This window comes from Neolewinella aquimaris, from assembly GCF_014197245.1.
GTDB classification, from domain to species: domain Bacteria; phylum Bacteroidota; class Bacteroidia; order Chitinophagales; family Saprospiraceae; genus Neolewinella; species Neolewinella aquimaris.
The window spans coordinates 152,621-177,276 of record NZ_JACIFF010000007.1 but is presented as its reverse complement, the minus strand read 5'-3'; the positions used below and the strand labels follow the sequence as shown (position 1 = coordinate 177,276).

The 24,656-nt window shown below is 56.6% G+C and carries 16 protein-coding genes and 2 tRNA genes; 6 read left to right on the top strand and 12 right to left on the bottom strand.

All coding sequences use genetic code 11. From position 1 onward, the window contains the following. Positions 1-5: 5 nt before the first annotated feature. Positions 6-1,748, top strand: coding sequence for a RagB/SusD family nutrient uptake outer membrane protein (locus GGR28_RS13915; protein ID WP_183496414.1), 1,743 nt, complete (start codon positions 6-8; stop codon positions 1,746-1,748). Positions 1,749-1,872: 124 nt separating this feature from the next. On the opposite strand, the gene porU is transcribed toward GGR28_RS13915, so the two are convergent. Beyond that, positions 1,873-5,754: a type IX secretion system sortase PorU gene (gene porU / locus GGR28_RS13910; RefSeq protein ID WP_183496413.1), complete on the bottom strand. Its 3,882-nt coding sequence runs from the start codon at positions 5,752-5,754 to the stop codon at positions 1,873-1,875. A 154-nt stretch (positions 5,755-5,908) separates the two neighbouring features. On the opposite strand from porU, the gene GGR28_RS13905 reads away from it, so the two are divergent. Both GGR28_RS13905 and GGR28_RS13900 read left to right on the top strand, forming a co-directional pair. Continuing rightward, positions 5,909-6,919 carry a PorP/SprF family type IX secretion system membrane protein gene (locus GGR28_RS13905; protein WP_183496412.1) on the top strand — a complete coding sequence of 337 codons (1,011 nt, stop codon included), beginning with the start codon at positions 5,909-5,911 and terminating at the stop codon, positions 6,917-6,919. Between the two features lie 509 nt (positions 6,920-7,428). Then, positions 7,429-8,985 carry a hypothetical protein gene (locus tag GGR28_RS13900; protein ID WP_183496411.1) on the top strand — a complete coding sequence of 519 codons (1,557 nt, stop codon included), beginning with the start codon at positions 7,429-7,431 and terminating at the stop codon, positions 8,983-8,985. A gap of 183 nt (positions 8,986-9,168) precedes the next feature. Here GGR28_RS13900 and GGR28_RS13895 read toward each other — a convergent pair whose 3' ends face one another. The 9 genes from GGR28_RS13895 to GGR28_RS13855 form a co-directional block, all read right to left on the bottom strand. After that, the gene (locus GGR28_RS13895; protein WP_183496410.1) at positions 9,169-9,576 is read right to left on the bottom strand and encodes a hypothetical protein; all 408 of its coding nucleotides are present in this window, start codon (positions 9,574-9,576) and stop codon (positions 9,169-9,171) included. A gap of 57 nt (positions 9,577-9,633) precedes the next feature. Next, on the bottom strand, positions 9,634-10,128 hold the full coding sequence (locus GGR28_RS13890; protein ID WP_183496409.1) for a hypothetical protein: 495 nt from the start codon (positions 10,126-10,128) through the stop codon (positions 9,634-9,636). Between the two features lie 343 nt (positions 10,129-10,471). Beyond that, entirely contained in the window at positions 10,472-11,539 is a 1,068-nt protein-coding gene (locus GGR28_RS13885) for a PhoH family protein (RefSeq protein ID WP_246416741.1), read from the bottom strand. A 99-nt stretch (positions 11,540-11,638) separates the two neighbouring features. Further along, entirely contained in the window at positions 11,639-14,020 is a 2,382-nt protein-coding gene (locus GGR28_RS13880; protein ID WP_183496408.1) for a GAF domain-containing protein, read from the bottom strand. A 37-nt stretch (positions 14,021-14,057) separates the two neighbouring features. Further along, entirely contained in the window at positions 14,058-15,272 is a 1,215-nt protein-coding gene (locus GGR28_RS13875; RefSeq protein ID WP_183496407.1) for a phosphoglycerate kinase, read from the bottom strand. 69 nt (positions 15,273-15,341) lie between these two features. After that, a complete protein-coding gene (gap, locus tag GGR28_RS13870; protein ID WP_183496406.1) occupies positions 15,342-16,331 on the bottom strand; it encodes a type I glyceraldehyde-3-phosphate dehydrogenase in 990 nt (329 codons plus the stop codon). Positions 16,332-16,718: 387 nt separating this feature from the next. Continuing rightward, a tRNA-Glu gene (locus tag GGR28_RS13865) sits at positions 16,719-16,790 on the bottom strand. 55 nt (positions 16,791-16,845) lie between these two features. Continuing rightward, positions 16,846-16,917, bottom strand: a tRNA-Glu gene (locus GGR28_RS13860). 195 nt (positions 16,918-17,112) lie between these two features. After that, positions 17,113-17,847, bottom strand: coding sequence for a hypothetical protein (locus GGR28_RS13855; protein WP_183496405.1), 735 nt, complete (start codon positions 17,845-17,847; stop codon positions 17,113-17,115). 98 nt (positions 17,848-17,945) lie between these two features. Between GGR28_RS13855 and nhaD the strand changes: the two genes are divergently transcribed. Further along, complete coding sequence (nhaD, locus tag GGR28_RS13850) at positions 17,946-19,373, top strand: sodium:proton antiporter NhaD (protein WP_183496404.1); 1,428 nt, start codon at positions 17,946-17,948, stop codon at positions 19,371-19,373. 13 nt (positions 19,374-19,386) lie between these two features. Then, positions 19,387-19,770 (top strand): hypothetical protein, encoded by a 384-nt coding sequence (locus GGR28_RS13845; RefSeq protein WP_183496403.1) that lies wholly within the window; start codon positions 19,387-19,389, stop codon positions 19,768-19,770. On the opposite strand, the gene GGR28_RS13840 is transcribed toward GGR28_RS13845, so the two are convergent. Next, entirely contained in the window at positions 19,738-20,982 is a 1,245-nt protein-coding gene (locus tag GGR28_RS13840) for an S-adenosylmethionine:tRNA ribosyltransferase-isomerase (RefSeq protein ID WP_183496402.1), read from the bottom strand. The two genes, GGR28_RS13845 and GGR28_RS13840, sit on opposite strands and share 33 nt — an antisense overlap. 135 nt (positions 20,983-21,117) lie before the next feature. Between GGR28_RS13840 and sppA the strand changes: the two genes are divergently transcribed. Beyond that, a complete protein-coding gene (gene sppA / locus GGR28_RS13835) occupies positions 21,118-22,902 on the top strand; it encodes a signal peptide peptidase SppA (RefSeq protein ID WP_183496401.1) in 1,785 nt (594 codons plus the stop codon). Here sppA and GGR28_RS13830 read toward each other — a convergent pair. After that, on the bottom strand, positions 22,899-24,653 hold the full coding sequence (locus GGR28_RS13830; RefSeq protein ID WP_183496400.1) for a BamA/TamA family outer membrane protein: 1,755 nt from the start codon (positions 24,651-24,653) through the stop codon (positions 22,899-22,901). The genes sppA and GGR28_RS13830 overlap by 4 nt on opposite strands. Between the last annotated feature and the right edge of the window lie 3 nt (positions 24,654-24,656).

Here is a 24,656-nt window from a genome sequence, read left to right as displayed (position 1 = left end):
ATATCATGCGATTATATAAAAGACTTCCCAGCATCGCGCTGGGTGCTCTCCTCCTCGGAGGTCTCCTGTTCACCTGTAAAGATGAATTTTTGGAAGTTGCGCCCCGCGGCGCACTTGCTCCCTCCGTACTCGCCACCAAGGCAGGTGTAGAGGGTGTAGTTCTGGGTGCCTACGCCCAACTGGGAGGACGGGGCAACTACTTCGGTGGTGCTTCCAACTGGGCCAACGGCTCCATCCAGGGCGGCGATGCGAATAAAGGAACGGAAGATGGTGACTTTTCAGACATCAATGACCTGGTCCGTTACAGCCTTAACCCCACTTCCCGGATCCCGAGTGACCGCTGGAACGGGCTATTCGAAGGTGTTGCCCGGTCTAACCAGGCACTAACGCTGCTAGCTGCCGCCGTCGATGATCCCCTGCTGCGAGAATCCGATGCCACCCGCCTGGAAGGCGAAGCTCGTTTTCTACGTGCCCACTACTACTTTCAGCTGCAAATCTCTTTTGACCAAGCTCCTTTTCTGACACCCGGTCTAACGGTGGAAGAGCAGCAGCAAGTCGTTTCCTCTTCAAACTGGGATAAAATTGAGGCAGACTTTCAGTACGCCTACGACAACCTACCCGAGGTAATGGCCGACGCCGGCCGTGCCAACAAGTGGGCTGCCGGTGCTTACCTCGGCAAAACGTTGCTGTATCAGGGCAAGTGGGAGCCCGCCAAGGCTCTGCTGCAGAATGTGGTTGACAACGGCCAAACGGCCAATGGTCAGGAGTATGGCCTACTGGACAACTACGCCGACGCTTTCAATGCTGAATTCGACAATAGCCAGGAATCTGTTTTTGCCGTCCAGGCAGCGGCTAATAGCGGTACTACCAACGTAGCTAATCCGGACTTCGTACTGAACTTCCCCCACAATACGGGATCCAGCGGACCCGGTAACTGCTGTGGTTTCTTCCAGCCTACTTTCGACATTGCTAATTCGTTCCGTACGAATAGCGGTCTTCCTTTTCTGGATAACAGCTACAACAGTGAGGCCAACCGCCTCAAGACTGACTTCGGGGTAGAAGGTGGCGATGCATATACTCCTGGCAATGAGGAGGTAGATCCCCGCCTCGATCACAGTGTAGGTCGTCGTGGTATTCCATACCTCGGTTGGGGCCCACACCCCGGTAAGTTTTGGATTCGTCTCCAGAGCAATGGAGGTCCTTACTCGCCGAAGAAGTTTGTTTACTACGCTAGTCAGGAAGGAAGTTTCACCGATGGTACCTCGTGGACTCGCGGCTACGGCTCGATGAATTACAACATCATCCGCTTTTCTGACCTGTTGCTCATGCTCGCCGAAGCTAAAATTGAAACAGGTGACCTCGCCGGCGGATTGGAACTCATCAACCAGGTTCGCGCCCGCGCTGGCAATAGCGCAAGCATCCTGAAGAAGGATGACGGTTCTGAGGCCGCTAACTACAACATTGCCCAGTACTCCAGTTTCGCCAGTGCGGACGAGGCGCGTACCGCTCTTCACTTCGAACGTAAACTCGAACTGAGTGGAGAAGGACACCGCTTCTTCGATCTTCGTCGCTGGGGTAAGGCTGAGTCAGAACTGGACCGCATCATCGCTTTTGAGAAGCAGTTCCTGCCCGGCCCCTACGGCGGCGCGGATTTCACTACGCCACAGGATCTTTTCTACCCCATTCCTCAGAGTCAGATTGACCTTCAGGGATCGGCGGTCCTTCCGCAGAATCCCGGATATAACTAGCCGTTAATTCTGCTCACGCGGTAATACTGCCTCTCGAGGGGGGAAGTCACAAGTGTTCCAGTCGGAGCACACGTGGCTTCCCCTCTTTTTTTGCACCTGTAGAATGACTGCAAGCGGAAAGCTGTTACCGCAGGATCACTAACTTCTCCAGTTCCCCATTGACAACGTTCGTTCCATCGCCACGTAGTCGAATCTGGTAGAGGTACACGCCCCGGGCCAATTGATCGCCGTAGTCATCCAGGCCGTCCCACTCGATGCAGTCGTCCTGCCGGATCGAACCGTCACTGAACTGGAAGGGTCGCTCGATGGTCTTCACCAATCGGCCGTTAACGGTAAAGATCTGCACGATCGCTTCTACATTTTGGCCGATCAGGGTATGGTCAAACTGAAAACAGGTGTTCGTGGTAAAGGGATTGGGGTAGTTGAACACACGCGTCAGCGCGTCCCCGATGTCCGTAGCAACCAAGAATTCCGTTGTAGCTACCGTGCTGTTGTTGGCGACGTCCCAGGCCCGTACGGTTACTTTGTGCAATCCGGGAGTTAGGTCGAAGAGGGGGTAGCGAACTTTACCACTACGGAAATTATCCACGTCGGCCTCGTAGTAGTCGTTGAGCACGATCGCATTGCGGGTATCTTCATCCAACACGGCCTCCAGATCGTGGCCGATGCTGTTGCCGGTCACGTTAATGCCCAGATCGTCACTAAGGTGTAGGAGCAGTACGGGATCTTCCGCTACCTGACCGCCGGCCACGAAATCCGTGTTGTCGAGATATACCTCGACGGTGGGACCTTCGTCATTTGCCGTAGCTCCCCCGTCGGTACCCCCGATGATGAGTCGGTCATAATAGCCGGCTGCGTCGGTAAATTGGTCCTTGTCGGCAGCGTAGTAGCTGATCTTGCCGGCCCCGAACGTATAGTCGATGTCGTTCGGTACGACGAACTCGAAGGAGAACTTCCCGGCGGTGACCGTGGCACGGCCCCGGAAAACGATGTTGCGTTGGACTTCTACCTCGATCAGCGGGCTGCTGGGATCCTGCTGAAGCGTCGGGATGGTCTGTGCCTTATCATAAATGGTTGGGTAAACCTGACCATTAAAATCACTCAATAGGTTACCGTTTACATCGATGATCTCTCCACTGATCCGCATCTTCTGTAGTGCCCGCACGGTGTCCAGACGTACCGTATCGGTGGACATGGAATCAATCATCGTAGTCCGGACGCCGTGGCGCGGAAAGGCGATCACCGTTGCCGGGTCCCCTAGCAAAGTAAACTTGCGGGCGTTTTCGGTATCCCCGGACAGGAAGCCCCGATCGACGGGCGTGGTTTCATTCTTCGCGATGCGGATGATGTCGCCCAGGCTGCGCCAGGAACCATCGGGACGGTCCAGCATTGCCTGCACCGTATTGTTAGTGAGCTCGTAGTTGCGGGTGGCGAACACCGGTCTGGTGGTGGTCATGAGCGCAATAACCCCGCCGCGGGGGGTCAGGAAGGCTTCCTCGCCGGCACTCACAAAAGAGGCGTCGTCATAATCACTAAAGGTGCAGGTCGCGGTGATGAACACGGGCGGTTGGATGGGGTCGACCGAATTGACGGGGCGGGTCCAGTTGCGAATCTGGGGGATGGTGAGTACGCGTTCCTGAGCCCAGCCACGGGGGCCACCGTGCCCGAGGTAGGTCACTGCCAGGGCACCACGGAAGACGGCGCGGTCCAGCCCTTCGGTGATGTCCGGAAAGCGGTCGCCCGCGGAAAGGCTTTGCTGGGGGAACAGATCGAAGTACAGCTTGTCGAAATTCAGATCGGGCTTTCTTTCCTTTACGGCGTTGGCTACCCGGTTGACATCTATCGTGTGCTTACCGTCGTCCTCATCGTCACCGACAAACACCATGCGGGTCCGCCAATCTCCCAGGGCGGAGGGGTCCTGGTCGTAGCGAATAAGTTTGTCCACTACAGGGCCCGCCTCATCGGCGGACTTTACCGGCAAGCGGCCCACCGCGACACTCAGGTCGGGCCCGAGGGGTTGATCGCTGGCAGCGGGCAGCATGATCCCGAAAAAATCATCGGCCGGAAAGCTTTTGACTTCGGTAAAGGCACCCTGGTGTTCGTACACCGGAATGAAGTTGCTGCCGAGTTTGTAGATGTTGCGGTGGTCGAAACTGCCGTCTCCGAATAGCAGCAGATGTTTAAGTCCGGGATCGCGCTCATACACCATGCGCACGAAATTTCGGATAGCCGCCGCATCATCACGGCCGCTGCTGAACTCATTGTAAATCTGTTGGGTCGTAACCAGGTGAGTAGTATAGCCATTGTGCGTCCGGCGGTGTTCCGCCAGTACTTCGGCCTGGGGTAAAAAGTCTTTGTGCGCAACGATGATCATATCGGCCCGGTCGATCGCATGCAGGTTTTGGTTTTCTACCCTACCGATGGCCGTCGGAGTAAGCAGGGCAGCGCCGGGAAGGAAAGCTACGTATTCAAACAGGGTGCCACCCGCCGGTGCGGAAAAGCTGTCTCCACTTAGTTCGGCCTGCCGGACATCGGGGCCATCGACCCGCCAGACCCGCGCGCCAGTCGGAGGATTGAGCAATCGGAAGGTTACACTGATCTGGTCGATTGTGCGCGTGTCCCGGAAGGAGAATTGATTTTGACCGGCGAAACTCAGTCGTCGACGCGCCCTCAACTGAATCCAGTCCAGCCAACCTTCACTCTGGCCGCTGCCGGCCTGGTTGGGGTAGCTAAGTTTAACGTCAACGCGTTCGGTAGCCTGGTTCACGCTGCCAACCAACTCCGTCGGAATTACGGCGGACCGTTGCTCCTGGGCTCCGAACACGACCGGTGATGCGCCGAAGCTGCTGAGCTCCTGACCGTTCACCTCCAAAAAGAACCGGCTGCTGGCTTCCGTCCGTAGTCCCATGCGGGCACGCACGCGGAGTGGCTCCGTGGCAACGACGTCAGGAAAGCTTGCCAGGTTGGGGTAATTGCGATCGCGGGAGACCTTGAAAAACTCACCGAACCAGCTCTGTCCCGAACCGTGGCTGTTGCCGCCTATTTCGTGGAGTACGTTGTACCGGTCTTCCTCAAAGCGGAAAAGCGCGTCGTAACTGTCGACCGCCGTTCCACCCGTGGCTGATGGGAGGGTGCTGACGCGCTTGCCCCGGCCGGCGGTGCCGATTTGCAGGAAGTAGTAATTCTTATCGGTATAGATGTTCTTGGTGAAGGTGAAGCGATCGGTCAGGGCTTCGTACGAGCGTTCATCGGGGCCCTCGGCGTAGAGCAGAATGAAGTCGCCGCCATCGAATCGGCCGTCACCTTCGCCCTCGATGGTGATGGCTTGTTCGTACAGGTCATCGGGTGGGGTGATGTTGTTGATCTCCGGCAGCATTCCGCCCCGTTGTCCGTACACTTTAATGTCCCGGGGGTCCACGTTCTCTAGCCCGCTTACTTTGAGCTCGTTCGCCAGAAAGTCGCGAGTCAGCTTATACATTCCGGTTTCGGGTACCGCGAAGCGGTAGATGTCACCCTCCCGGAGGACGGAATTGGCGGCGAACGTAGACCGGCCGCTTCCCGTGACCGCGGCGGAAGTCGGAGTCAGTGACAACTCGACGGACACCAGTCGCTGAAGGCCACCCTCCGAACGGATGATCGACGGACCGCTGACCTTGCCGAGCCAGCCTTCGGGTTGCGGGCTGGCTCCGTAGATGAAGCTAAATTCAGCCTCCGGCTCCGCGGAAAAGCCGGCGGGGGGAGTAAAGTTTTCCGTTTCCATGCTAGTGACGGTGACCTCCATGGTGGTACCGGAAGAAACCGGAAAGGTGTGAACGAAGGCCGGCAATTCGCCAGATTTCTCTGCTCCTGCGTCCCCGCCCAGGGTATACGACAGCACGACGCGACGCGCCCCTTCCCACTCGATCGTCTGGGCGGGTTGCCAGTTCAACTGCTGACGAACCTGCAGCTGGGCCGGTAAAACGAATGAAAGGCAACAGAAAAAGATAAGAAGGATCGGCTTCGGCATATTCCGGCATTAGGGCACAAGAATAAGATACACCGCGCGGGGGGAAACGTTGTTCGGGAGCGCCACATTGGGGGCGCGCGCGTGGTCGCTGTCGTAGGGCCGACGCCATGTATGTGCCGTTTGGATAGCGGCATGCGGAAAGTTAGCTTTAGGCATGCGTACACTGCTAGCGGTTCTGATCCTGGGGTTACTAAGCCCGAACACCGGTTTCGGACAGGACGCCGTGTTTTCTCAGTTTTACGCCTCCCCGATGCAGCTGAATCCAGCCTTCACCGGGGTAAGTGTCGCGCCGCGGATCACGATGAACTACCGGAGCCAGCACACCAGCTACCCCAGTGCGTTTCAAACCTTTGCCGCCAGCCTGGAACTACCCGTGAACGGAAGTCCTTCGAGTGTTGGGTTTCGAGCCCTCACCGACAGCCAGCTGGAAGGACTGTACCGCACTACCCAGGTCGCTTTTGTGTACGCTTATGACATCAGGTTGGGTCAGGAGATGCACGCCCGAATCGGACTGAGTGCCGGGCTGCTGGCCAGTAGATTGGATTTTAGCGGCCTGCTGTTTGGTGACGTCATCGACCCGGCCGGGGGCGTGGACGGTGTGACGGAGGAGCAACTGGAGAACTTATCGAAAACGTCGGCGGATCTGGGGTCGGGTGTCCTCTTTTACGGAAAGAACCTTTACGGAGGGTTCAGCGTCGAGCACCTGAACCGCCCGGACGAGGGGCTGCTGGCCCTGGATAACAACCTGTATGCCGGTCGGCCCCAGCGATTGAGCGTGCACGGGGGGATCCAGCTTGACGTGAAGCGATACAGCAACCTCCGCCGGCCAGTTTACGTAACACCCAACCTCCTGTATACCAAGCAGGCGAGCTTTCGGCAACTCAACTTTGGGACTTACTTCGGATACGGCAATTTTGCCCTGGGGGGATGGTACCGCCACGCGTTTGGCAATCCGGACGGGTTTATCGGTTCCATATCCTTTCGTCAGGATGTGCTGAAGATCGGGGTCAGCTACGATTCCGTTGTTTCGGGACTACGGGGAGTGCCGGGCGGCATCGGGCCAACCTTTGAGGTAAGCGTCGCTTTTGATTTTGGGGACAGCAAGGAGGTACAGCGGAGGCGGCATGCCGACCGCTACAACGACTGTATGGGCATGTTTCGGTAGGCCAAACGGCCTTTTTTGGTTTAAATTTCGATAATTAGCCCAATTTATGGGGTGATGTACCGATAATTCCGGGATAAGTGCTCGTGAATAATTAGATTTGCCCCCAGCGGGTGAACGGACAAAAAAATAGCGCCAACCGAAAAGCGGTTGGCGCTGTCGTTATAAGTTCGCTAAACCGGTTAGTTGACACGAGGCTAGTTATGTCAACCACTCCTTTGATGCTATAAACCCCACATTCAAGGGTTGCGAATTATAACTAAAGAGACACTATGAACAAACACAATTTCATAAAACTCAAGAATAAATTTCGCCGCTATGGGCGGTCTTAGGTGTTTTTCCCTGTTGATGATACAAATATAGCGTGAGGGGGTACCGAAAAAGAAGCACCTTACGCGTTTTCGCAGCACCTAAACAGGTGCTTTTTTTTTGCCTAGTTTTGGTAATTCGCTGATTTACTGTACTTTGATGAGGTAAGATTTGACCCATATCCACGGTTTTTAAACATCCTCATGCAAGATATTAGAGAGCTTCTGGACATAGCCTCCTCAAAAAAGGTGGCGAAGCTGCTAAAAATAAGCCACACTAAGGGGAAGGAGTCGATGATCGCTCAACTTCACGGGCTGATGGCGAAGACGGATTTGTCCGAAGACAAGATCGTTGCCGAGTTGTACGGAGCGGAGTACGATTCCCGCCATCCCGCATACCGGGCACTTAAAGGAAGGCTGCGCGATCTGATCACAACGGCCGTGATGGATGACAACGTCTACTCGGCCAACTACAAAACTTACGACGATGCCCAGGTAAACGGCTACCGGCAGTTGAACCTGATCAGCCTATTGCTGACCCGCCGCGCCTGGCACAGCGTCAAATATTTGGCGCACACCACCTTACGCCGGGTGCAGGACTATGAGATTCTGCCGATCAATAGCCGGCTTACTTCTATCCTGGCGAGTCTGTACCTAGGGGTGGGCTTTGATGAAAAGCAGTTCCTTAAGTACCAGGAGCTTGCGGATCACTACGCCGATGCTGAGAATGTACTGAATCAGGTATCGAGCGGTTACCGGGAGATGCGGGGAATGATCTACGCCCACAAACTGCTTCCTAACGAAATTGGCCAGAAGGTCAGCACTTTTGTTGCCCAGTACGAGCACGCGGTCAAGCGCTACCCCCGGGTGTCGGCCATGCAGGCCATGTTTTACATTATGAAGGTCCACGGACTTACACTACTAGGTAAGTACAGCGATGCGATCAAAATAGCCAACGAAGCCGAGGAGGTGCTCAGAAAGTGCAAAGGCGCGGGACAGCAGTCGTTGAGTCTGATGGCCCTGACGCGGGTAGAGTGCTCCGTGAAGCTTAGGGACTTCGAGGAGGGCGTCATCCAGGTGAAGCGAGCGGATATGATGGTGCCCAAGGAATCCATCAACCACATCAAGCTATCGGAATACGCCATTACGCTGGGGCTGCAAACCGGCAACTTTGAGTACGCCTACGAGCAACTGGCCATGGTAAACCGGAGGACCCTAAACCGGCTGCTTACTCCCCAGCACGTGGAGTACTGGTTGATCCTGGAGGCGTACATCAATTTGCTGGTGATGGCGGGAAAGGTCGACCTCAGCCAAACCAGGGGGACGTTACCGGATTTCAAGCTGTACAAGTTTGTCAATAATGTTCCCTCTTATTCTAAGGACAAGCAGGGGATGAACATTCAGATCCTGATTCTACAGGTCATCTTTTTCATCATCAACGATCAGTACAGCAAGATTATCGACCGGACCGACGCGCTCATCCGGTACGGAAGCCGTTACCTGATGAACAACGAGAATTTACGAAACAACTGCTTCTTTAAGCTACTGTTGACCGCGGAAAAGTGCAACTTCCACCGCGCGGCTACGGTAAGAAAGTCGGGCAAAACTTACCAGAAGATGATAAGCCCCCAGGCGAGAAAACTGGGGCGTGCCAATAGTTCGGAGGTGATTCCGTACGAAATCCTATGGCAGATCGTTCTGGAGAACCTGGAAATAACCTCACCCGATGGTCGTAAGATCCGCAGCAGGGCGGAACAGTAGACCGGCGTTGGGGAATGCAGGGTAAATGTTTTCCATGCAACGCGGTTTAGGTGGTTAATAAATCGGTTAGCAGAGCAACTGCTACTTAGAGGATGATATCTTCTACCATGATGATTGGATTGTTAGGATAAATTAATGGTGTTGTTCAACGCTTGCCACTACGCCTGAGCGAAGTGGTAGGAATTATGCGCGGGTGATGATGTCCTCGACCACGATATCGGTGCTGCGGGTGATGATATCCTCCACTACGATGTTGCTGCCGCGGGTGATGATGTCTTCGACCACAATGTTGGAAGCCAGGTCGCTGCTACGGGTGATAATATCTTCAACTACGATGTTGTTACCGCGAGTGATGATGTCTTCGACCACAATGTTGGAAGCCAGGTCGCCGCTGCGGGTGATAATATCCTCGACTACGATGTTGCTGCCGCGGGTAATGATGTCTTCGACTACGATGTTGGAAGCGAGGTCGCTGCTGCGGGTGATGATGTCTTCGACTACAATATGGGGGGTCACCGAACCTACGTAGTCTACGATCGACTGAACAAGCTGTACGGTTTCGGGGGAGAAGAATTCGCTGAAGAGAGCCATGGGGAAATTGGTATGAGAGTGAAAAATTCTTTTGGGAGATAGGTGAGGGGGGGCGATTTAGCCTACGCGGGTGATGATGTCTTCTACGACGATGTCACTGCCGCGGGTAATGATGTCTTCGACTACGATGTTGCTGCCGCGGGTGATGATGTCCTCCACTACGATGTTGGAAGCCACGTCGCTGCTGCGGGTGATAATATCTTCGACTACGATGTTGGTGCCGCGGGTGATGATGTCCTCCACTACGATGTTGGAAGCCAGGTCGCCGCTGCGGGTGATAATATCTTCGACTACGATGTTGCTGCCGCGGGTGATGATGTCTTCGACTACAATATTGGAAGCCACGTCGCCGCTGCGGGTGATAATATCTTCGACTACGATGTTGCTGCTGCGGGTGATGATGTCCTCCACTACGATGTTGGAAGCGAGGTCGCTGCTGCGGGTGATGATGTCCTCCACTACGATGTGGGGAGCGATGGTGCCGAGGTAGTCAACAAAAGACTGAGCTGCCTGGAGGGTTTCTGGGGAGAGAATTTCGGAAAAGAATGCCATGATAATGGTGTTAAAGATGTGATTTGAGGATGCCGGGCGAACCGGCGAGAGGTGGTGGGTGATGTACCCGGTTAGAGGATTATGTCTTCGACCATGATGTTGAAATTTGTAGTCCGGAAAAGACTAGGTTAAGATTTCAATACGTTAGGTTCATGAGAGAAGAATCAACGCTTGTTGTTGATTGTGATCCAAAGATGGGCCCACCTGTGCTCGGTATCCTCGGCACTTTACGTGCTTTCCTCATCCGGAAATTGCCAATATATCAGACAATAATTGCGTAAAACGCAGAAAGCCAGTGGTGTACACCACTGGCTTTCCGAATATCCGTAATATGGGGAATGGGTCAATTTTCGTGATCCGGTAGCTCAGAATCGGGAAAATCGTTCCTTTTGGAGCGTCCGGGAGGCCCAAAACGCTCGAATGTGCTTTCCTGGGGCGGTCCGAAGCGTCCCCTGCCTTCCGCTTCGTCGGCCGCATCGTATGCCTTGATGATGGACTTGACCAATCGGTGGCGCACCACATCCTCGGCAGTTAACCGGATCACGGAGATTCCTTTGATCGGCGCCAATAACTTAATGGCCCGTCGCAGTCCGGAGACCTGGTTCCGGGGCAAATCAACCTGGCTGAGGTCACCGGTCACGATGCACTTGGCCGACGGCCCGAGGCGGGTCAGGAACATCTTGATCTGGGAGGTCGTCGTATTCTGTGCCTCGTCCATGATCACAAAGCAATTATCCAGCGTGCGTCCACGCATGTAGGCCAGGGGGGCAATCTCGATGGTGCCGTCCTCACGAAACTTATCGAGCCGTTCGCGGGGAAGCATATCGTCGAGCGCGTCGTAAAGCGGACGCAAGTAGGGATCGATCTTATCCTGCAGATCACCGGGAAGGAACCCCAAACTTTCGCCTGCCTCGACGGCCGGCCGAGTAAGAATGATTTTTTTGACCAGTTTATTCTTCAAAGCACGAATGGCCAGTGCCACCGCGGTATAGGTTTTGCCCGTACCTGCAGGACCTACGGCAAAAACGATGTCGTTGGATTCAGCCGCTTCAATCATTGCGGCCTGATTTGGTGTCCGCGCCTTGATGGGCTTGCCGTTCCGGCCGAAAACAATCGTTTTATTTTTAGCTCCGTTGCCCAATCTGGTCTGAAAGGGGTTCTCTCCGGCCAGCAGATCCTCGACGGTCTGGCTGCTCAGTTCCCGATTATCCTGCAGCAGCCGCATCATCAGTTCCAGGTGGTGCTTGATCTTCTGGGCGTCCTGTTTTTCGGCCTTGATCTTGACGTTCGTACCGCGTTGGGTAACGGTGGCCTCAGGATAGGCGGCCCGGAGAAGGTTGAGCTTCTTGTTGTTTTCTCCAAGGAGCTCCACGGGGTCGACCCCGTTGATAGTCATTACGATTTCGCTCAAACGTGTGCGTTTTAGCCGCAAAAAAAGTCCTGCGGCGATCGGTATTTAAACCGTATTATAAGCCGCAAAGTTGCGCGGATTGAGGCCCACGGCGGAGGGCTACTTCACGCGGAAGCGTATGGCCCGCAAACCGTTTACCGACTGTAGGGGGTCCAACACCAATTGCTCGACGGCCCCGTCGATGTATCCGGACTGGTGGAGGTAATGGATGTAGTCCTGGTACTCCTCCGCGTCCTTGTCCTGCATGTACACGATGCTGATCATTCCGGCCTGCGTGAGGCGCTCGCTGCCCTGGTTGATCGTCGCCTTGTCGATACGCTTCTTGAGGATTTCGTAGCGCACGTTATAATCCCCATCCACGTCGAACCGCTTTTCGTCCATCCGGAATCTGATGTCAAGGGGGGTCGTGTAGGCAAAAATGAGTTGGGCGGTGCGCAGTGGCATGGGAAGGTCCTGACTCACCTTCGCTACTTGGCGGGTAAGCTCACACATGTCCACCAGTTGGGATAGGCGCAGATTTCTCAGGTGGATCGGGGAAAACTTATGCCGCTTTAGCAGACTTTGCCCGGCGTAGACTTCGTACTCGACGCCATCGGTTTTGTACTTCTCGAAGTAGTGGGGCAGCACCCGTTGGGTAGCCTGGTCCCGCTCGGCGAGAAAATCGCCGATCTTCTGGTTAAGGGTTCCCACACTACGCTCATAGTCGCGGCGTACCCGGTAGAATAAGCCGAGTTCCTCATTCAGGTCGGCGTTGTATCCGTCCATCAACTCTTTAAGCTCCGGAAGTTGCTGGCCCAGTAATCTGATCAGGGGAGTTACCTGCTGCTGGATAAACTCGCTGAACCGAATTTCGTGACTGCTGTCGAATTCGTCCATTCCCACCGATAGGTGACGGTCCAGCGACATGATCACCTGATTGACGATCGGGAAAGACACCAGATCGAGCGCACGTACAAGGAAAAACCGCGCGGCGCGCAGGTTGTCAAACAGGTCCTGGTAAATAGCGGTATTTCTCAGGGTGCTGCTGCCTACGATGTCTGCCTGACCGTATAGCGGAAACACCTTTCTGAATCTGATCTCCTCCTGTACCTCCGGCAACCCCTCCTCCTGCCGCTTCAGAATATTGAAGGCGGCTTCCGTAAACCGCCATTCGACGGTGGGGTGCAGGTTGGTGTACTGATCCCGCATAATGGCCTCGACGCGGTTATCGATGTACTCACGGCTACGCTCCAGAGCGGTCCGGAACAGGCCCCGTATTTCCTGAAACCGGTCCTCCATGAAGGAGTTAAGCGCAAAGGGTACGGGACTGGCCAGCTCCAACAGTCCGATCACGTGCTTGTCCTTACTGAGCAGCGGAGCAAGCAACATGCTCCGGTGGCCCAGTTCGATCAATTTTAGTTCTAGTTCGGTAGGGGAGGAGATCGCCTGCAGATCGTCCACCACCATCATCTCCCCCGAGGTGAATACCCGCTCGTAAATGCTACCGGCGTGGCGGGGGCTCACCAGTCGGTCGACCGAGTTCGCCAGGAGGTTGTAGCGTATCCGGTGTTCGTGGTCGATGGCCCGCTCGAGCGGAAAGTCGACCGCCGACAGCCCCAATTGCAGATCGGGCAGTTGGAAGTGTAGGCGCACGAGTTCGGCCAGTTCCTTGACCCGGTCCACGTCGAGCACGGCATCCCGGTTGATCAGTCGGTGCTTCAGTTGACTCAGGCTCTCCTCCACCGTCACTTCGTGGAGTTGAGATAGATGGAATCCCCGGAAGGAAAACACCTCGGTCGGGAGCATTCGCATCCACAGGTCCGCATCGTGAATGCTGTGGAGCAGGCGTCGAATATCCGCTTTGCTGAGCTCGGGCAATTCCCCGTTCACCACCACTTCGATGTAGTCTTCGGTGACCATCGGCTTATAAAAGCGCTTCAGCCCGGTTGTCGGATCGGGTACCGTAAGCATCATGGGAGCGGTGAAATCGACGTCAACGCCGTAGCATTCTTGCAAAATCTTGCAACCGATCATGACGAGGTAGGACCGCCGTATTTCCTGCATGTCGCAGGCGAAGGAGTAGCATACGTCTTTCTGCCCCATGATTCGCTGGAGGGCCGGACTGACGAACAGTGGCCGCAGGTGGAAAGGGATTGAAACTTTGAACAATTGGGTTGGCCGATCGATCGGCGAGACCATGGCAGACATCAGCAGATCCATCAGGTCTGCGTGCTTCTCCAGTACGCCGGGATCCTTCAGCGGCCCCCGCAGTTCCGGCGCGTTGTCGATGCGCCGCATAATCTCGCGCGCAATGAACCGTGCTCCAAAGTCGGCGCTGTCCGTGAGTTCCTCCACCCGACGAATCATGACGTCGAGGCTAAAGACGGTTTCGTAAGGCGTACTGAATAGGGCACTACCTTCCAGGATCTCGCCTAGGGACTGAGAAACGACGGTGCCACCGGGCTGGTCGTCAAGGGTGTCGACGAGAATATCTAGTTCCATAATACCGCAAGAACGTTGCGGTGCGGGGCAGGGTTGGCTACCCGCGAATGGCGCGAATGCCCGGCAGCTCCTTTCCTTCCAGCAGTTCGAGCATAGCGCCGCCGCCCGTAGAAACGAAGCTCACCTTATCGGCCAGTCCGGCCTGATTGATGGCCGAGACCGAATCACCACCGCCAATCAGGCTGTAGGCACCGTTATTTTCCGTTGCATCGGCCACCGCTTTGGCTATGGCGTCGGTCCCCTTGGCGAAGTTCTTCATCTCGAATACGCCCATCGGGCCGTTCCAGAGAATAGATTTGCTGCCGGCGATGATGCGGGAAAATTCCTCCACCGATTTGGGGCCGATGTCCAGTCCCTGCCACTCGTCGCCGATCTCCCCGGCCGCAACGACCTGTGAAGGGGTTTCGTTGCTGAACTCCTTTCCGACCACGGTATCCACCGGCAGGTAGATCTTGGTGCCGGTTCGCTCGGCTTTCTCCAGTAGCTTGAGGGCTAGGTCGGTCTTATCCCGCTCCACGAGGGAGTTGCCCACCTTTCCGCCCTTGGCCAGGCTGAAGGTGTACGCCATGGCTCCACCGACGATCACGTTGTCGGCAAAATCCATCAGTTTTTCCAGCAGTTGGATCTTGTCGCTCACTTTGGCTCCACCTACAATGGCGGTCACGGGGTGTGCGGGATTGTTGAGCAGCCGGTCCGCGCCTTCCAGCTCGGCGGCCATCAGCAAACCAAAGCTCTTTTTATCGTTGTCAAAGTATTTGGCTACCGTTGCCGTTGAGGCGTGTTCCCGGTGTGCGGCACCGAAGGCGTCGTTGACGTAGACGTCCCCCAATTCCGCAAGCTGCTTGGCCAGATCTTCGTCTCCCTTCTCCTCTCCGGCGTAAAAGCGGGTGTTCTCGAGTAAAACAACTTGCCCGGGCTCGAGTACTTCCACTGCTTTGTGGGCCTCCTCCCCGATGGTGTCGGCTACAAACTGAACCTGGCAACCGATGTAGTCCTCCAGCGTAGTCACGACCGGCCGCAGGGTAAATTGTTCCTTATCGACCGTTCCGTCGTTTAGCTTGTCCTTCTGCGGACGGCCCAGGTGAGACATCAGCACCACGGCGGCCCCTTTCTCCAGCAGATAACGGATGGTCGGCGCAGCCTTTTCGATCCGGGTGTCATCGGTGATGTTACCGTCCTCGTCGATGGGCACGTTAAAGTCCACGCGCACCAGCACGGTTTTATTTTCTACATCGAGCTCTTGAAACTTCATAGTGGGAAAGGGTTAGAAAGCAAAAGGGGGCGCAACCATTTTGGCGCGCCCCCAGTGATGGTCTTTAAATTACAGGCTGGCGATACGCTCGCAAAGATCGGCCAGGCGGGCGCTGTAGCCGGCCTCGTTGTCGTACCAGGAAACCACCTTCACGAGGCTGCCGGAAACGATGGTTTGATCTTTGTCGTAGAGGCTGCTGTACTTGCTGCCTACGATGTCGCTGCTCACGTAGGGTGCGTCGACGTAGGCCAGAATGCCCTTCATCGATCCTTCGGCCGCCTGCTTGAAGGCATTGTCGACTTCTTCGAGGGTGACGTCCCGCTTCACGATGGCCGTCAGGTCAGTCAGTGAGCCGGTCGGTACGGGTACGCGCATGGCACCGCCGTCGAGCTTGCCGTCGAGGTGGGGAAGCACCAGACCGACCGCCTTAGCGGCACCGGTGGTCGTGGGCACGATGTTCAGGGCGGCAGCGCGGGCACGGCGTAAGTCCTTATGGGGGCCGTCCTGCAGGTTCTGGTCCGCGGTGTAAGCGTGTACCGTGGTGATGAACCCTTTCTCGACACCGAAGGCGTCGTCCAGTACCTTCACCATGGGAGCCAGGCAGTTGGTGGTACAGCTGGCGTTGCTGTAGATCTTAGTTTCCGCGTTGATCACGTTTTCGTTCACTCCGAGCACTACGGTAGCGACGTCGCCCTTAGCGGGAGCCGAGATCAGCACCTTTTTGGCACCAGCTTGGAGGTGAAGTCCTGCTTTTTCCTTATCCACGAAGCGGCCGGTGCATTCCAGCACTACGTCCACGTTTAAGTCTCCCCAGGGAAGCTTGCTGGGATCGGGCTGGCTCAGCGCATCGATTTTCTTTCCATCGATGTAGATGTAGTCGTCGTCGGAAGTCACCTCGCCGGAATAGTTGCCCTGTACGCTGTCGTACTTAAAGAGGTGGGCCAGGGTGGCGTTGTCGGTCAGGTCATTGATCGCGACCACGTCGAGCCCCTTTTCCAGGAGGTTGCGCAGGGTGATGCGTCCGATACGGCCGAAGCCATTAATTGCAATTCTTGCCATAATGGGAGTTGATTTTGAAGTTTGGTCCATTCGCTCCGCCTCATTCGTATGGGGGCGGGTTCGCGGGTGCAAGGTACTTCACGAAAAGAGCTAACATAAAGGATTGCACCCTTGAATGTTCAAAGGTAACTAGCTTAGTGTAAAAAACACAATTAGTCTTTGGGGGGGCGGAAATTTACCATATCCGATTTACCACGTACCATTTTCGATTGGCCGGCAGGGGAGAGTGCCGGAGTGGCCGCCTGGTACCGCGAAGCCGAAATGGGGGGGATGTACCATTTCCGAAGTACGATGTACCATTTTCAATTGGCGGCCGTCGGAGGGAGCTCCGGAGCAACGGACAAATTGTAAATGGTAAATCCCGAAATGGTAAATGGTAAATTGAAGTAGCCCGTAGGGGAATCGAACCCCTCTTACCAGGATGAAAACCTGGCGTCCTAACCGATAGACGAACGGGCCGGTAGAGGTAAATTTAAAATGTCAAATTGTCAAATTGTCAATTTCAAATTTAGTGTAGCCCGTAGGGGAATCGAACCCCTCTTACCAGGATGAAAACCTGGCGTCCTAACCGATAGACGAACGGGCCTTAATGATTTACCATGTAAAAGTATAATTTACAATAGTCGATTGGCGGTCGTTGGAGGAGGCTCCGAAGCGACGGACAAATTGAAAATTGTAAATCCTGAAATGGTAAATTGTAATTACACACCGGCATTCCGGCTTTTGCGAGTGCAAAGATAAGTGGGTAAGGGAAAAACGCAAGTGATTTGTGAAAAATCATTCAAGAAGCCTCCGTTTCCTGGCTTCCGTTCTTGCCGAGCGTCCCGCGCAGCCGTTCCAACCGATCGCGCAAATCCTCGGTCTGGGAAGTTTTGTCGGTGGTAATGGCACTGTTGCTGAGCTCTACGATTGTTTCCAGCTCGATGCTGTCCTGCTCGATGCTGAAGCGGGTCTCCTCCACGGCGGCTTCATCGTCGAAGTTGTTCTGGCGCAGTTCCCGTAGTTCGCGGCGGCGGGCGGCGATGCTCTCGACGAGCCGGTGACGGTCGAGCAGCTCCCGCAGGCGTTGGGAACAGTCGGCAAAGAAACTGGCCTTGGCGTGGCGCAGACTGAACTCCGCTTCCATTTCTTTGATCACCTGCTCGGCGCGGGTGATTTCGGCCGGATCGGCCGCGGGGTTGCGGGCCAGATCGTCGCGCAGGGTAGCTATACTATGCAGGATGCGCTCCCCCTCGTCGCGAAAGCGCTCCTCGCGCTTGCGGCAGTCGGCCAGGCGATCTGCGACACGGCGGGAAAACTCATCCTTGGCGTAAGGGGGCTGGGAGGTGAAGTATCGCTGAAGTCCGGCCCAGGAGGTAATCTTACTGCCAAGCAGGAAAAACCCGACCGTGCTGCCAATAAAAAAGGCCATAAAGGCCATGGGCGGATACACCCGTAGCAGCAGCAACAGGCTCAGAACGACCAATCCACCGATCAATAACACGCGCGAGAAGTCAGGACCTGGTTGGGATTTCATGATCAAGAAACTGTTTTAAGTCCGCGGTAGTTGCGTACTATTCGTATAATTGCCACCGTAGGGTGGGAGCCACCGCCCCAAGATAACTACCTCATAACATGATCGCAGCCGTCGTCGCCTGTTTTGTCATCGGTTACATCGTAATCGTTTTCGAGCACCCCCTCCGCCTTGATAAAACCGTTCCCGCCCTGCTCATGGGGGCAATCTGTTGGGCCCTGCTGAGCATAGGTTTCAGCAACGGCAGTCTCGAGATCGTCAATACCGAAGGCGAAGTCTTCAACATGTTCAACTCCATCAGTGGCGAAGCCATGGAGGTAGGACACGCCGGAGCCCACGAAGTCGCGGAAGAAGGATTCGTCGGTGCCCTGCTCCACCACCTGGGCAAGACCGCGGAGATCCTGATCTTCCTCATCGGCGCCATGACCATCGTAGAGATCGTCGACCTCCACCGGGGCTTCGACGTGCTGAAGGGCTGGGTCAACACCCGCTCCAAGAAGCGGCTGCTCTGGATCGTCGGCGTACTCGGTTTTATCCTCTCGGCCATCATCGACAACCTGACCGCCACCATCGTGCTGGTCACCCTGCTGCGTAAGTTGGTCCCCGACCGCGACCAGCGCATTTGGTACGTCGCACTCATCATCATTGCCGCTAACGCCGGCGGGGCCTGGTCGCCGATCGGAGACGTTACCACCACCATGCTCTGGATCGGGAAACGCGTAAGCACGGCCGGCCTGATGGAGTACCTCATCGTGCCCTCCCTGGTCTGCTTCATCATTCCGTTCGCGATCGCAAGCTTCATGAAACCCTTTCAGGGAGAAATCAACATGCCGGTACTCACCGATGAGGAAGAGGAAGACCGCGGTCGCCTGCTTTCCAGCAAAACGATGCTGTTCCTGGGCCTCGGTATGATCGTCTTCGTGCCCATCTTCAAGACCCTTACCCACCTGCCCCCCTACCTCGGCATGATGCTCAGCCTGGGCGTCGTCTGGCTGGTATCCGAATACATCCATCCCGAAGAAGACTTTACGGAAGAACGCAAGGCGCAGTACTCGGCCCACAAGGCACTCAGCCGTATTGAGATGTCTTCTATCCTGTTCTTCCTCGGTATCCTGCTCGCCGTCGCGGCACTGGAAACGGTTGTGATCAACGGCGTCGGTGCCCTCCGTGCCGTTGCGGAAAGCCTGCAGTCGGTGATCCCCAACGAAGACATTGTCATCCTGGTCCTCGGGTTCCTCTCGGCAATCATCGACAACGTTCCCCTGGTCGCCGCCTCGATGGGTATGTACGACCTGGTGACCCACCCGATGGACGCCCGCCTGTGGCACTTCATCGCCTACAGCGCCGGTACCGGCGGTAGCATGCTGGTCATCGGTTCCGCTGCCGGGGTAGCCGCCATGGGAATGGAACGAATCGATTTCATCTGGTACTTCAAAAAGATCTCCTGGCTGGCCTTCGTCGGCTTCGCCGCCGGAGCAGCCGTCTTTCTCATCATCGAGTCGATGTTCAACATCGGAGTGACGCACTAAAGCCACTGCCGCATTGCCGAAATACCTGCTCTTCCTTTTTTCCCTACTATTTCTCCTTCACTGCGAACGGGAGGATCAGCTGCTGCTGGGCGAGTGGCGCGGCAGCCTGGTCACCGAAAATGGGGATAGCCTCAAGCTCAATCCCCGCGAGATCACCTTCGATTTTCGGCCCGACAACCGCTACCACTTTACCTCTACCCTGCGCTATTCAGAGGCCGGCACCTGGCGCTACGACAGCGGCTACCTGTTTGCCAAAGACACCACCCAGCCGACCAATCCGGAAAGGGTAGTGGCCGTGGAAAAACTTACCCTCGACAGTCTGGTGCTTCGGATGCAAGCCGATACCGCCCAGCGCCTCGTGGTTTTACTTCGCACCAGCGCCCCGCCGCCACAGTAAACTGCTGTCGCCGTAACTCAGGAACCGAAAATCGTTTTCGAGTGCGTACGTATAGATTCGGTGCCAATCCTCTCCCACCATCGCCGCCACCAACAGCAGTAGGGTAGACCGCGGCTGGTGAAAATTAGTGATGAGGCCGTCCACCACCCGGGGCTTCGCCGCCGGCGTGAGCAACAACTGCGTATAGCGGGAAAAAGAGGTGTCTCCCCGCGCTTCCAACCAGTCGATCAGGGCGGAGATCGCGGGTGCGGGGTCGGTTTTGGAAAAGCGTTCGTCGGTGGCAACCCACTGGTCCAGCCCCTCACCCGGAATGTCTCCCGAGAGCAGTAAAGCACCGAAGTAAAACAGACTTTCCAGGCAGCGCATGCTGGTGGTACCTACACTCACGATGGGCAAGCCCTCCCCGAGCTGCCGGTGTAAGTTTCGCAGCAGCGACAGGGAAACCGTAAAGTACTCCCGGTGCATCGCGTGGTCGCTGAGGGTTTCGCTCGTCACCGGCTTGAAGGTGCCGGCTCCGACGTGCAGGGTGAGGGCTTCCCACTCCACTCCCCCCGTACGGAGGCGTTCGAGTATTTCGGGGGTGAAGTGCAGCCCGGCGGTGGGCGCCGCCACCGACCCCTCCTGCCGCGCAAAGACGGTCTGGTAGCGCTGGCTGTCTTCGGCTTCGGCCGCACGGTTGAGGTAGGGGGGGAGGGGAATGGTTCCCACGGCGTCCAGCACCTCTCCGAAGCTGAATGGGCGCGCGGCATCCCACCGGAAGGTAATCTCAAACGCATTCTCCGTCCGCGCTCCCCGCTCCGCATGAAGGGTCAGAGGGTGGCCGGCGGTACTGATCTCCAACGAGATCTCTCCCGTTTTCCACCGGCGGTTTCCTCCCACCAGGCACTTCCAGGTGACCGGTGCCGTACTGCTCAACGACAGCGCGTAGTCCGTGGGCTGTAAAGGCTCCAGGCAGAAAATTTCCAGCGGCCGCCCGTCGGGCAGGGTGAAGTTCAGTCGGGCGTGGATCACCCGGGTCTGGTTTCCGACGAGCAGGGTGCCGGCCGGAAGCAGGGTCGGGATGTCCCGAAATGATCTGCGTTCGATGTTTCCTTCCCGAAAATGGAGCAGTTGCGAGCGATCTCTTTCCGGTAGGGGGTACCGGGCGATGCGTTCGTCGGGCAGGGGGTAATCGTAGTCTTGGATGCGAATGCTGCGGGCGTCCGAAATCATGGCGCAAAGGTAATTCGCGGCTTTCGACCGGGCACAGCAAGTCTATAATATCGTTCCGTTCATCGAAAAGCCACTTACCTTATTCACAGACTTCCGTTCTTAGCGAACCCGAATGATAAATTCAACATCCCCGGTATGCCCAATTTTGTAAAAATTCTGTTTGGTTCCTGTCTCGGCACGATTCTGGCGCTGGTTATTCTGGTCCTGGTGGGCTTCTCCATCATTGGTGGGCTGGCCGCTACCGGACAGGAAAAGCCCTCGGTAAGCGCCAATTCCATCCTTACCCTTAACATCGAGGGACTATCGGAGCTGACCGGAAACCGCGACAACCAGGACCTCGCCGCCATGTTTAGCGGAGAGGAGGAGCTTGGTCTCCACGATGCGGTGCGGGCCATCGAGCGGGCTTCCGAAGACGATAACATCAAGGGCATCTTTCTGAACGACCAGGTTAGCGGAGTGCCGTTCACCACCCTACGGTCGCTACGTCAGGCCATCGATAACTTCCGGGCCCAGGGAAAATTCGTGGTCGCATACTCCCCCTACTACTCCCAGAGCGCCTACTACCTCAGTAGCGTAGCGGATGAAATTTACGTCGGTCCACTCGGCGTGATCGACTTTCGGGGACTGGGTGCCGACATCCCCTTCCTCAAGAACGCCCTCGACCAGGCCGGCATCAAATTTGAGATATTCTACGCCGGCGACTACAAGAGCGCCACCGAGCCGCTGCGCCGGACGAACATCAGCCCCGAAAACCGCGAACAGACCAAGGAATTCCTGGAAGATCTCTTCGGAGAAATGCTCAGTGACATCAGCCTTTCCCGCAACGTCGATCCGCAGAGCTTGCGGGAAGCTGCAAGTAATATGACCGGATGGCGCGATCAGGAAGCCGTCGACGCCGGACTGATCGACGGCATCCGGCACCGCACCGAGATCGACCGCCTGCTCCACGAGAAGGTGGGCTTCAAGGAGGATGAAAAGCTCAAAACGATCGACCTGGCCCGCTACTTTGCCGCCCGCCTCGAAAAGCTGAAGGGGGGGGACGACGAAATCGCCGTACTGATCGCCGAAGGAAGCATCGTCGACGGCCCCGGCGGACTGGGAAGCATCGGCGACAAGAAGTACGTCAACGAAATCGAGAAACTGGCCGAGGACGATGACGTCAAGGCAGTCGTACTGCGCGTCAACAGTGGCGGCGGCAGCGCCAGCAGCTCCGAAAACATCTGGTACGCCATCGAGCAATTGAAGCAAACCGGGAAGCCCGTAGTGGTGAGCATGGGAGACTACGCCGCCAGTGGTGGCTACTACATTGCCGCCGCCGCCGATAGCATCTTTGCCGAGCCCACCACCATTACGGGTTCCATCGGCGTATTCCTCACCTTTCCGATCATCAAGGAACTGATGGAAGATAAGATCGGCATCAACTTCGATACCGTCAATACGGCCGATAATGCTACTGCCTTCAGCCCCTTTCGGGACATGGGAGAAGACGAAAAACAACTGCTAAATCAGCGCACCCAATCCATCTACAACACCTTCCTTACCCGGGTAGCCGACGGGCGCAATCTCCCCGTCGAACGGGTACGCGAGATCGCCGGCGGCCGAGTCTACTCCGGTACCCGCGCAATGGAAATCGGCCTGATCGACCGCTTCGGCGGACTTGACGCAGCCATCGCATCCGCTGCCCAGCTTGCCGGTCTGGAAGGTGAAGACGACTACCAGGTAGCCAACTACCCCAAACTGAAACCGGCCTGGGAGATTTTTCTCGAGGAACTCCTGGGAGAGTCCGACGACAATGAGGTGGTGAGCAAAGTGCTGAAAAGCCAGCTCGGCGCCGAATCCTACGAACACTTCCAGTTGCTGCGCGATCTGACCCGTGCGCAAAAGCCTCAGGCCCGGTTGCCGCTGGTGGTGAAGTTTTAAAACACGCTGACGTAGCCCAAGTGCACCTTCGGCGCCCCCAGGTCCACCGGTAGCCCGCGGCGAGCTCCCAGGGCCAGGCTGAGTCCGAAGATGCCCGCCCGGGTTTCGAAATTTACGCCGGCCCCGAAGCCGCGCGGATAATCGATGGCGAGGTTCGGTCGGGCGGAACTGCGACTGTTTACGCGAGCGGCATCGGCGAAGGCGTAGAGGAAAGCCCGCTCACCCAGCAGCAGCCGGAACTCCGCAGTCAGAACCTGATAGTCCGTCGCGAAAATTTGCTGCTCGTCGAAGCCCCTCAGGATACGCGCGCCACCGATCCGGTATTGCTCATTGGCCAGTACGTCGCGCTCAGTCAGCAGAGCTTGGGCCCGCAGCCCCAGATACAGTACCGTGCCAACCAGCGGGTCGAAGTACAAATCTACCGCTGCCGCCAACTGAAACTGGGCGCTCCTGCGGCTGAGGCTGTCGGCGACTTCCCCGGCAAAGTCTAGGTTTTTCAGCCGTCGAAATCCGGCCGCGCCGCTGATATCGACGGTGTAGCCGTTGCGTGGACTGAAGCGGCGGTCGGTTCGGTTGCGCCGGAGCTGGAGGCCGAAAAAAGACCTGCTTACGCCCAGTGTATCCGGCAGTTGTCCGTTGACCAGGCGGGTGCTGTCCAGCCCGGGCACGATGGTGCTGCGCTTTTCCCAGAAGGCCGACAGGCGATCGTTGCCTTCGCGGAGGTAAGTGGCAGCCAGGTGCCAGTTGAGGTTCAGAAAGGAAGTGTCGCGGCGGTACAGTTCCAACTCCCCCTCGAAGCCAAAGGGCAGGCCGAAGAGAAAGGGATAATCGAGCCCGAGCTGCAGCTCCTGCGTCTGGGGCTTGAGCTGTTCGAAGCGGGCGGCGATCCGCTCCCCCTGCCCGAATCCATTGTAGAGTTCCCCGTTCAGTTCGCCGGTAATGAGCAGTTTCCCCGTTTGGTTGCTATTGGGAAGGACGCCGATCACGAAGTCGAAGCGGCTGGCCGGTTGTCGTTCCAGGGGTAAATCGATGTAGGCTAGGCTATCGCGAAAACTTACGATCGGTGCACCCTGCAGGGAGAGGTAGGGCAGTTGGGCCAGCCGTTCGCGCAACCTCCTCACCCGCCGTTGGGAGTATGGTTCCCCCGGCAGCAAACCGAGGTAGCGTTCCAGAAAAATATTACGCACCCTCACGTTTTCGGGAATCCGCAATGATCCGATGCGGACCAGCGGACCCGTGCGCACATCCACTTTCGCGGTGAGTTGTCCGGGAGCCGCCCACTCGATGTCGGTCAGGGCCGCGGAGGCAAAGGGGTAACCGTCGGTAGCCGCCCGCGAAATAAGGCTGTCCCGGACGGTGGTCCAGGCACCGGGCGAAAGTCGCCGACCGTTACCGAAGCGACGTTCCCGGTAGCCGGCCCGTCGCGCCCACCGTTCGATCGTCGGGGTGGCGGCGAGCTCCAACTTAGACCAGCTATAGGCGGGGCCGCGGTGAAGCACCCCGGTGAGTGCAAGGGAATCCGTAGCGTAAAGACTATCCACGGATGCTTCCCAGTACGCCCGTTCGCGACTGCGCTCCCGCCATGCTGCCAGGTACTTCACCACCGTGAGGGAGTCGGCGAAGTACTTCGGCACGTGTTCGTCCCAGTCGAAGTCAGTAGCTTCGATTTGCAGTACCCAATTGCCCCGCTCCTGCGCCCCCGCCCAAACGAAGGGCAGCAAAGAGAGCAGTATGATGGGGGAAAAACGCATAGG

Excerpts from the sequence above, each read along its gene's own strand:
- GGR28_RS13900 (WP_183496411.1), top strand. The coding sequence starts at position 7,429 with ATGCAAGATATTAGAGAGCTTCTGGACATAGCCTCCTCAAAAAAGGTG.
- porU (WP_183496413.1), bottom strand. The coding sequence starts at position 5,754 with ATGCCGAAGCCGATCCTTCTTATCTTTTTCTGTTGCCTTTCATTCGTT.
- sppA (WP_183496401.1), top strand. The coding sequence starts at position 21,118 with ATGCCCAATTTTGTAAAAATTCTGTTTGGTTCCTGTCTCGGCACGATT.
- gap (WP_183496406.1), bottom strand. The coding sequence starts at position 16,331 with ATGGCAAGAATTGCAATTAATGGCTTCGGCCGTATCGGACGCATCACC.
- GGR28_RS13855 (WP_183496405.1), bottom strand. The coding sequence starts at position 17,847 with ATGAAATCCCAACCAGGTCCTGACTTCTCGCGCGTGTTATTGATCGGT.
- GGR28_RS13905 (WP_183496412.1), top strand. The coding sequence starts at position 5,909 with ATGCGTACACTGCTAGCGGTTCTGATCCTGGGGTTACTAAGCCCGAAC.
- GGR28_RS13840 (WP_183496402.1), bottom strand. The coding sequence starts at position 20,982 with ATGATTTCGGACGCCCGCAGCATTCGCATCCAAGACTACGATTACCCC.
- GGR28_RS13830 (WP_183496400.1), bottom strand. The coding sequence starts at position 24,653 with ATGCGTTTTTCCCCCATCATACTGCTCTCTTTGCTGCCCTTCGTTTGG.
- GGR28_RS13880 (WP_183496408.1), bottom strand. The coding sequence starts at position 14,020 with ATGGAACTAGATATTCTCGTCGACACCCTTGACGACCAGCCCGGTGGC.
- GGR28_RS13915 (WP_183496414.1), top strand. The coding sequence starts at position 6 with ATGCGATTATATAAAAGACTTCCCAGCATCGCGCTGGGTGCTCTCCTC.
- GGR28_RS13890 (WP_183496409.1), bottom strand. The coding sequence starts at position 10,128 with ATGGCATTCTTTTCCGAAATTCTCTCCCCAGAAACCCTCCAGGCAGCT.
- nhaD (WP_183496404.1), top strand. The coding sequence starts at position 17,946 with ATGATCGCAGCCGTCGTCGCCTGTTTTGTCATCGGTTACATCGTAATC.
- GGR28_RS13895 (WP_183496410.1), bottom strand. The coding sequence starts at position 9,576 with ATGGCTCTCTTCAGCGAATTCTTCTCCCCCGAAACCGTACAGCTTGTT.
- GGR28_RS13875 (WP_183496407.1), bottom strand. The coding sequence starts at position 15,272 with ATGAAGTTTCAAGAGCTCGATGTAGAAAATAAAACCGTGCTGGTGCGC.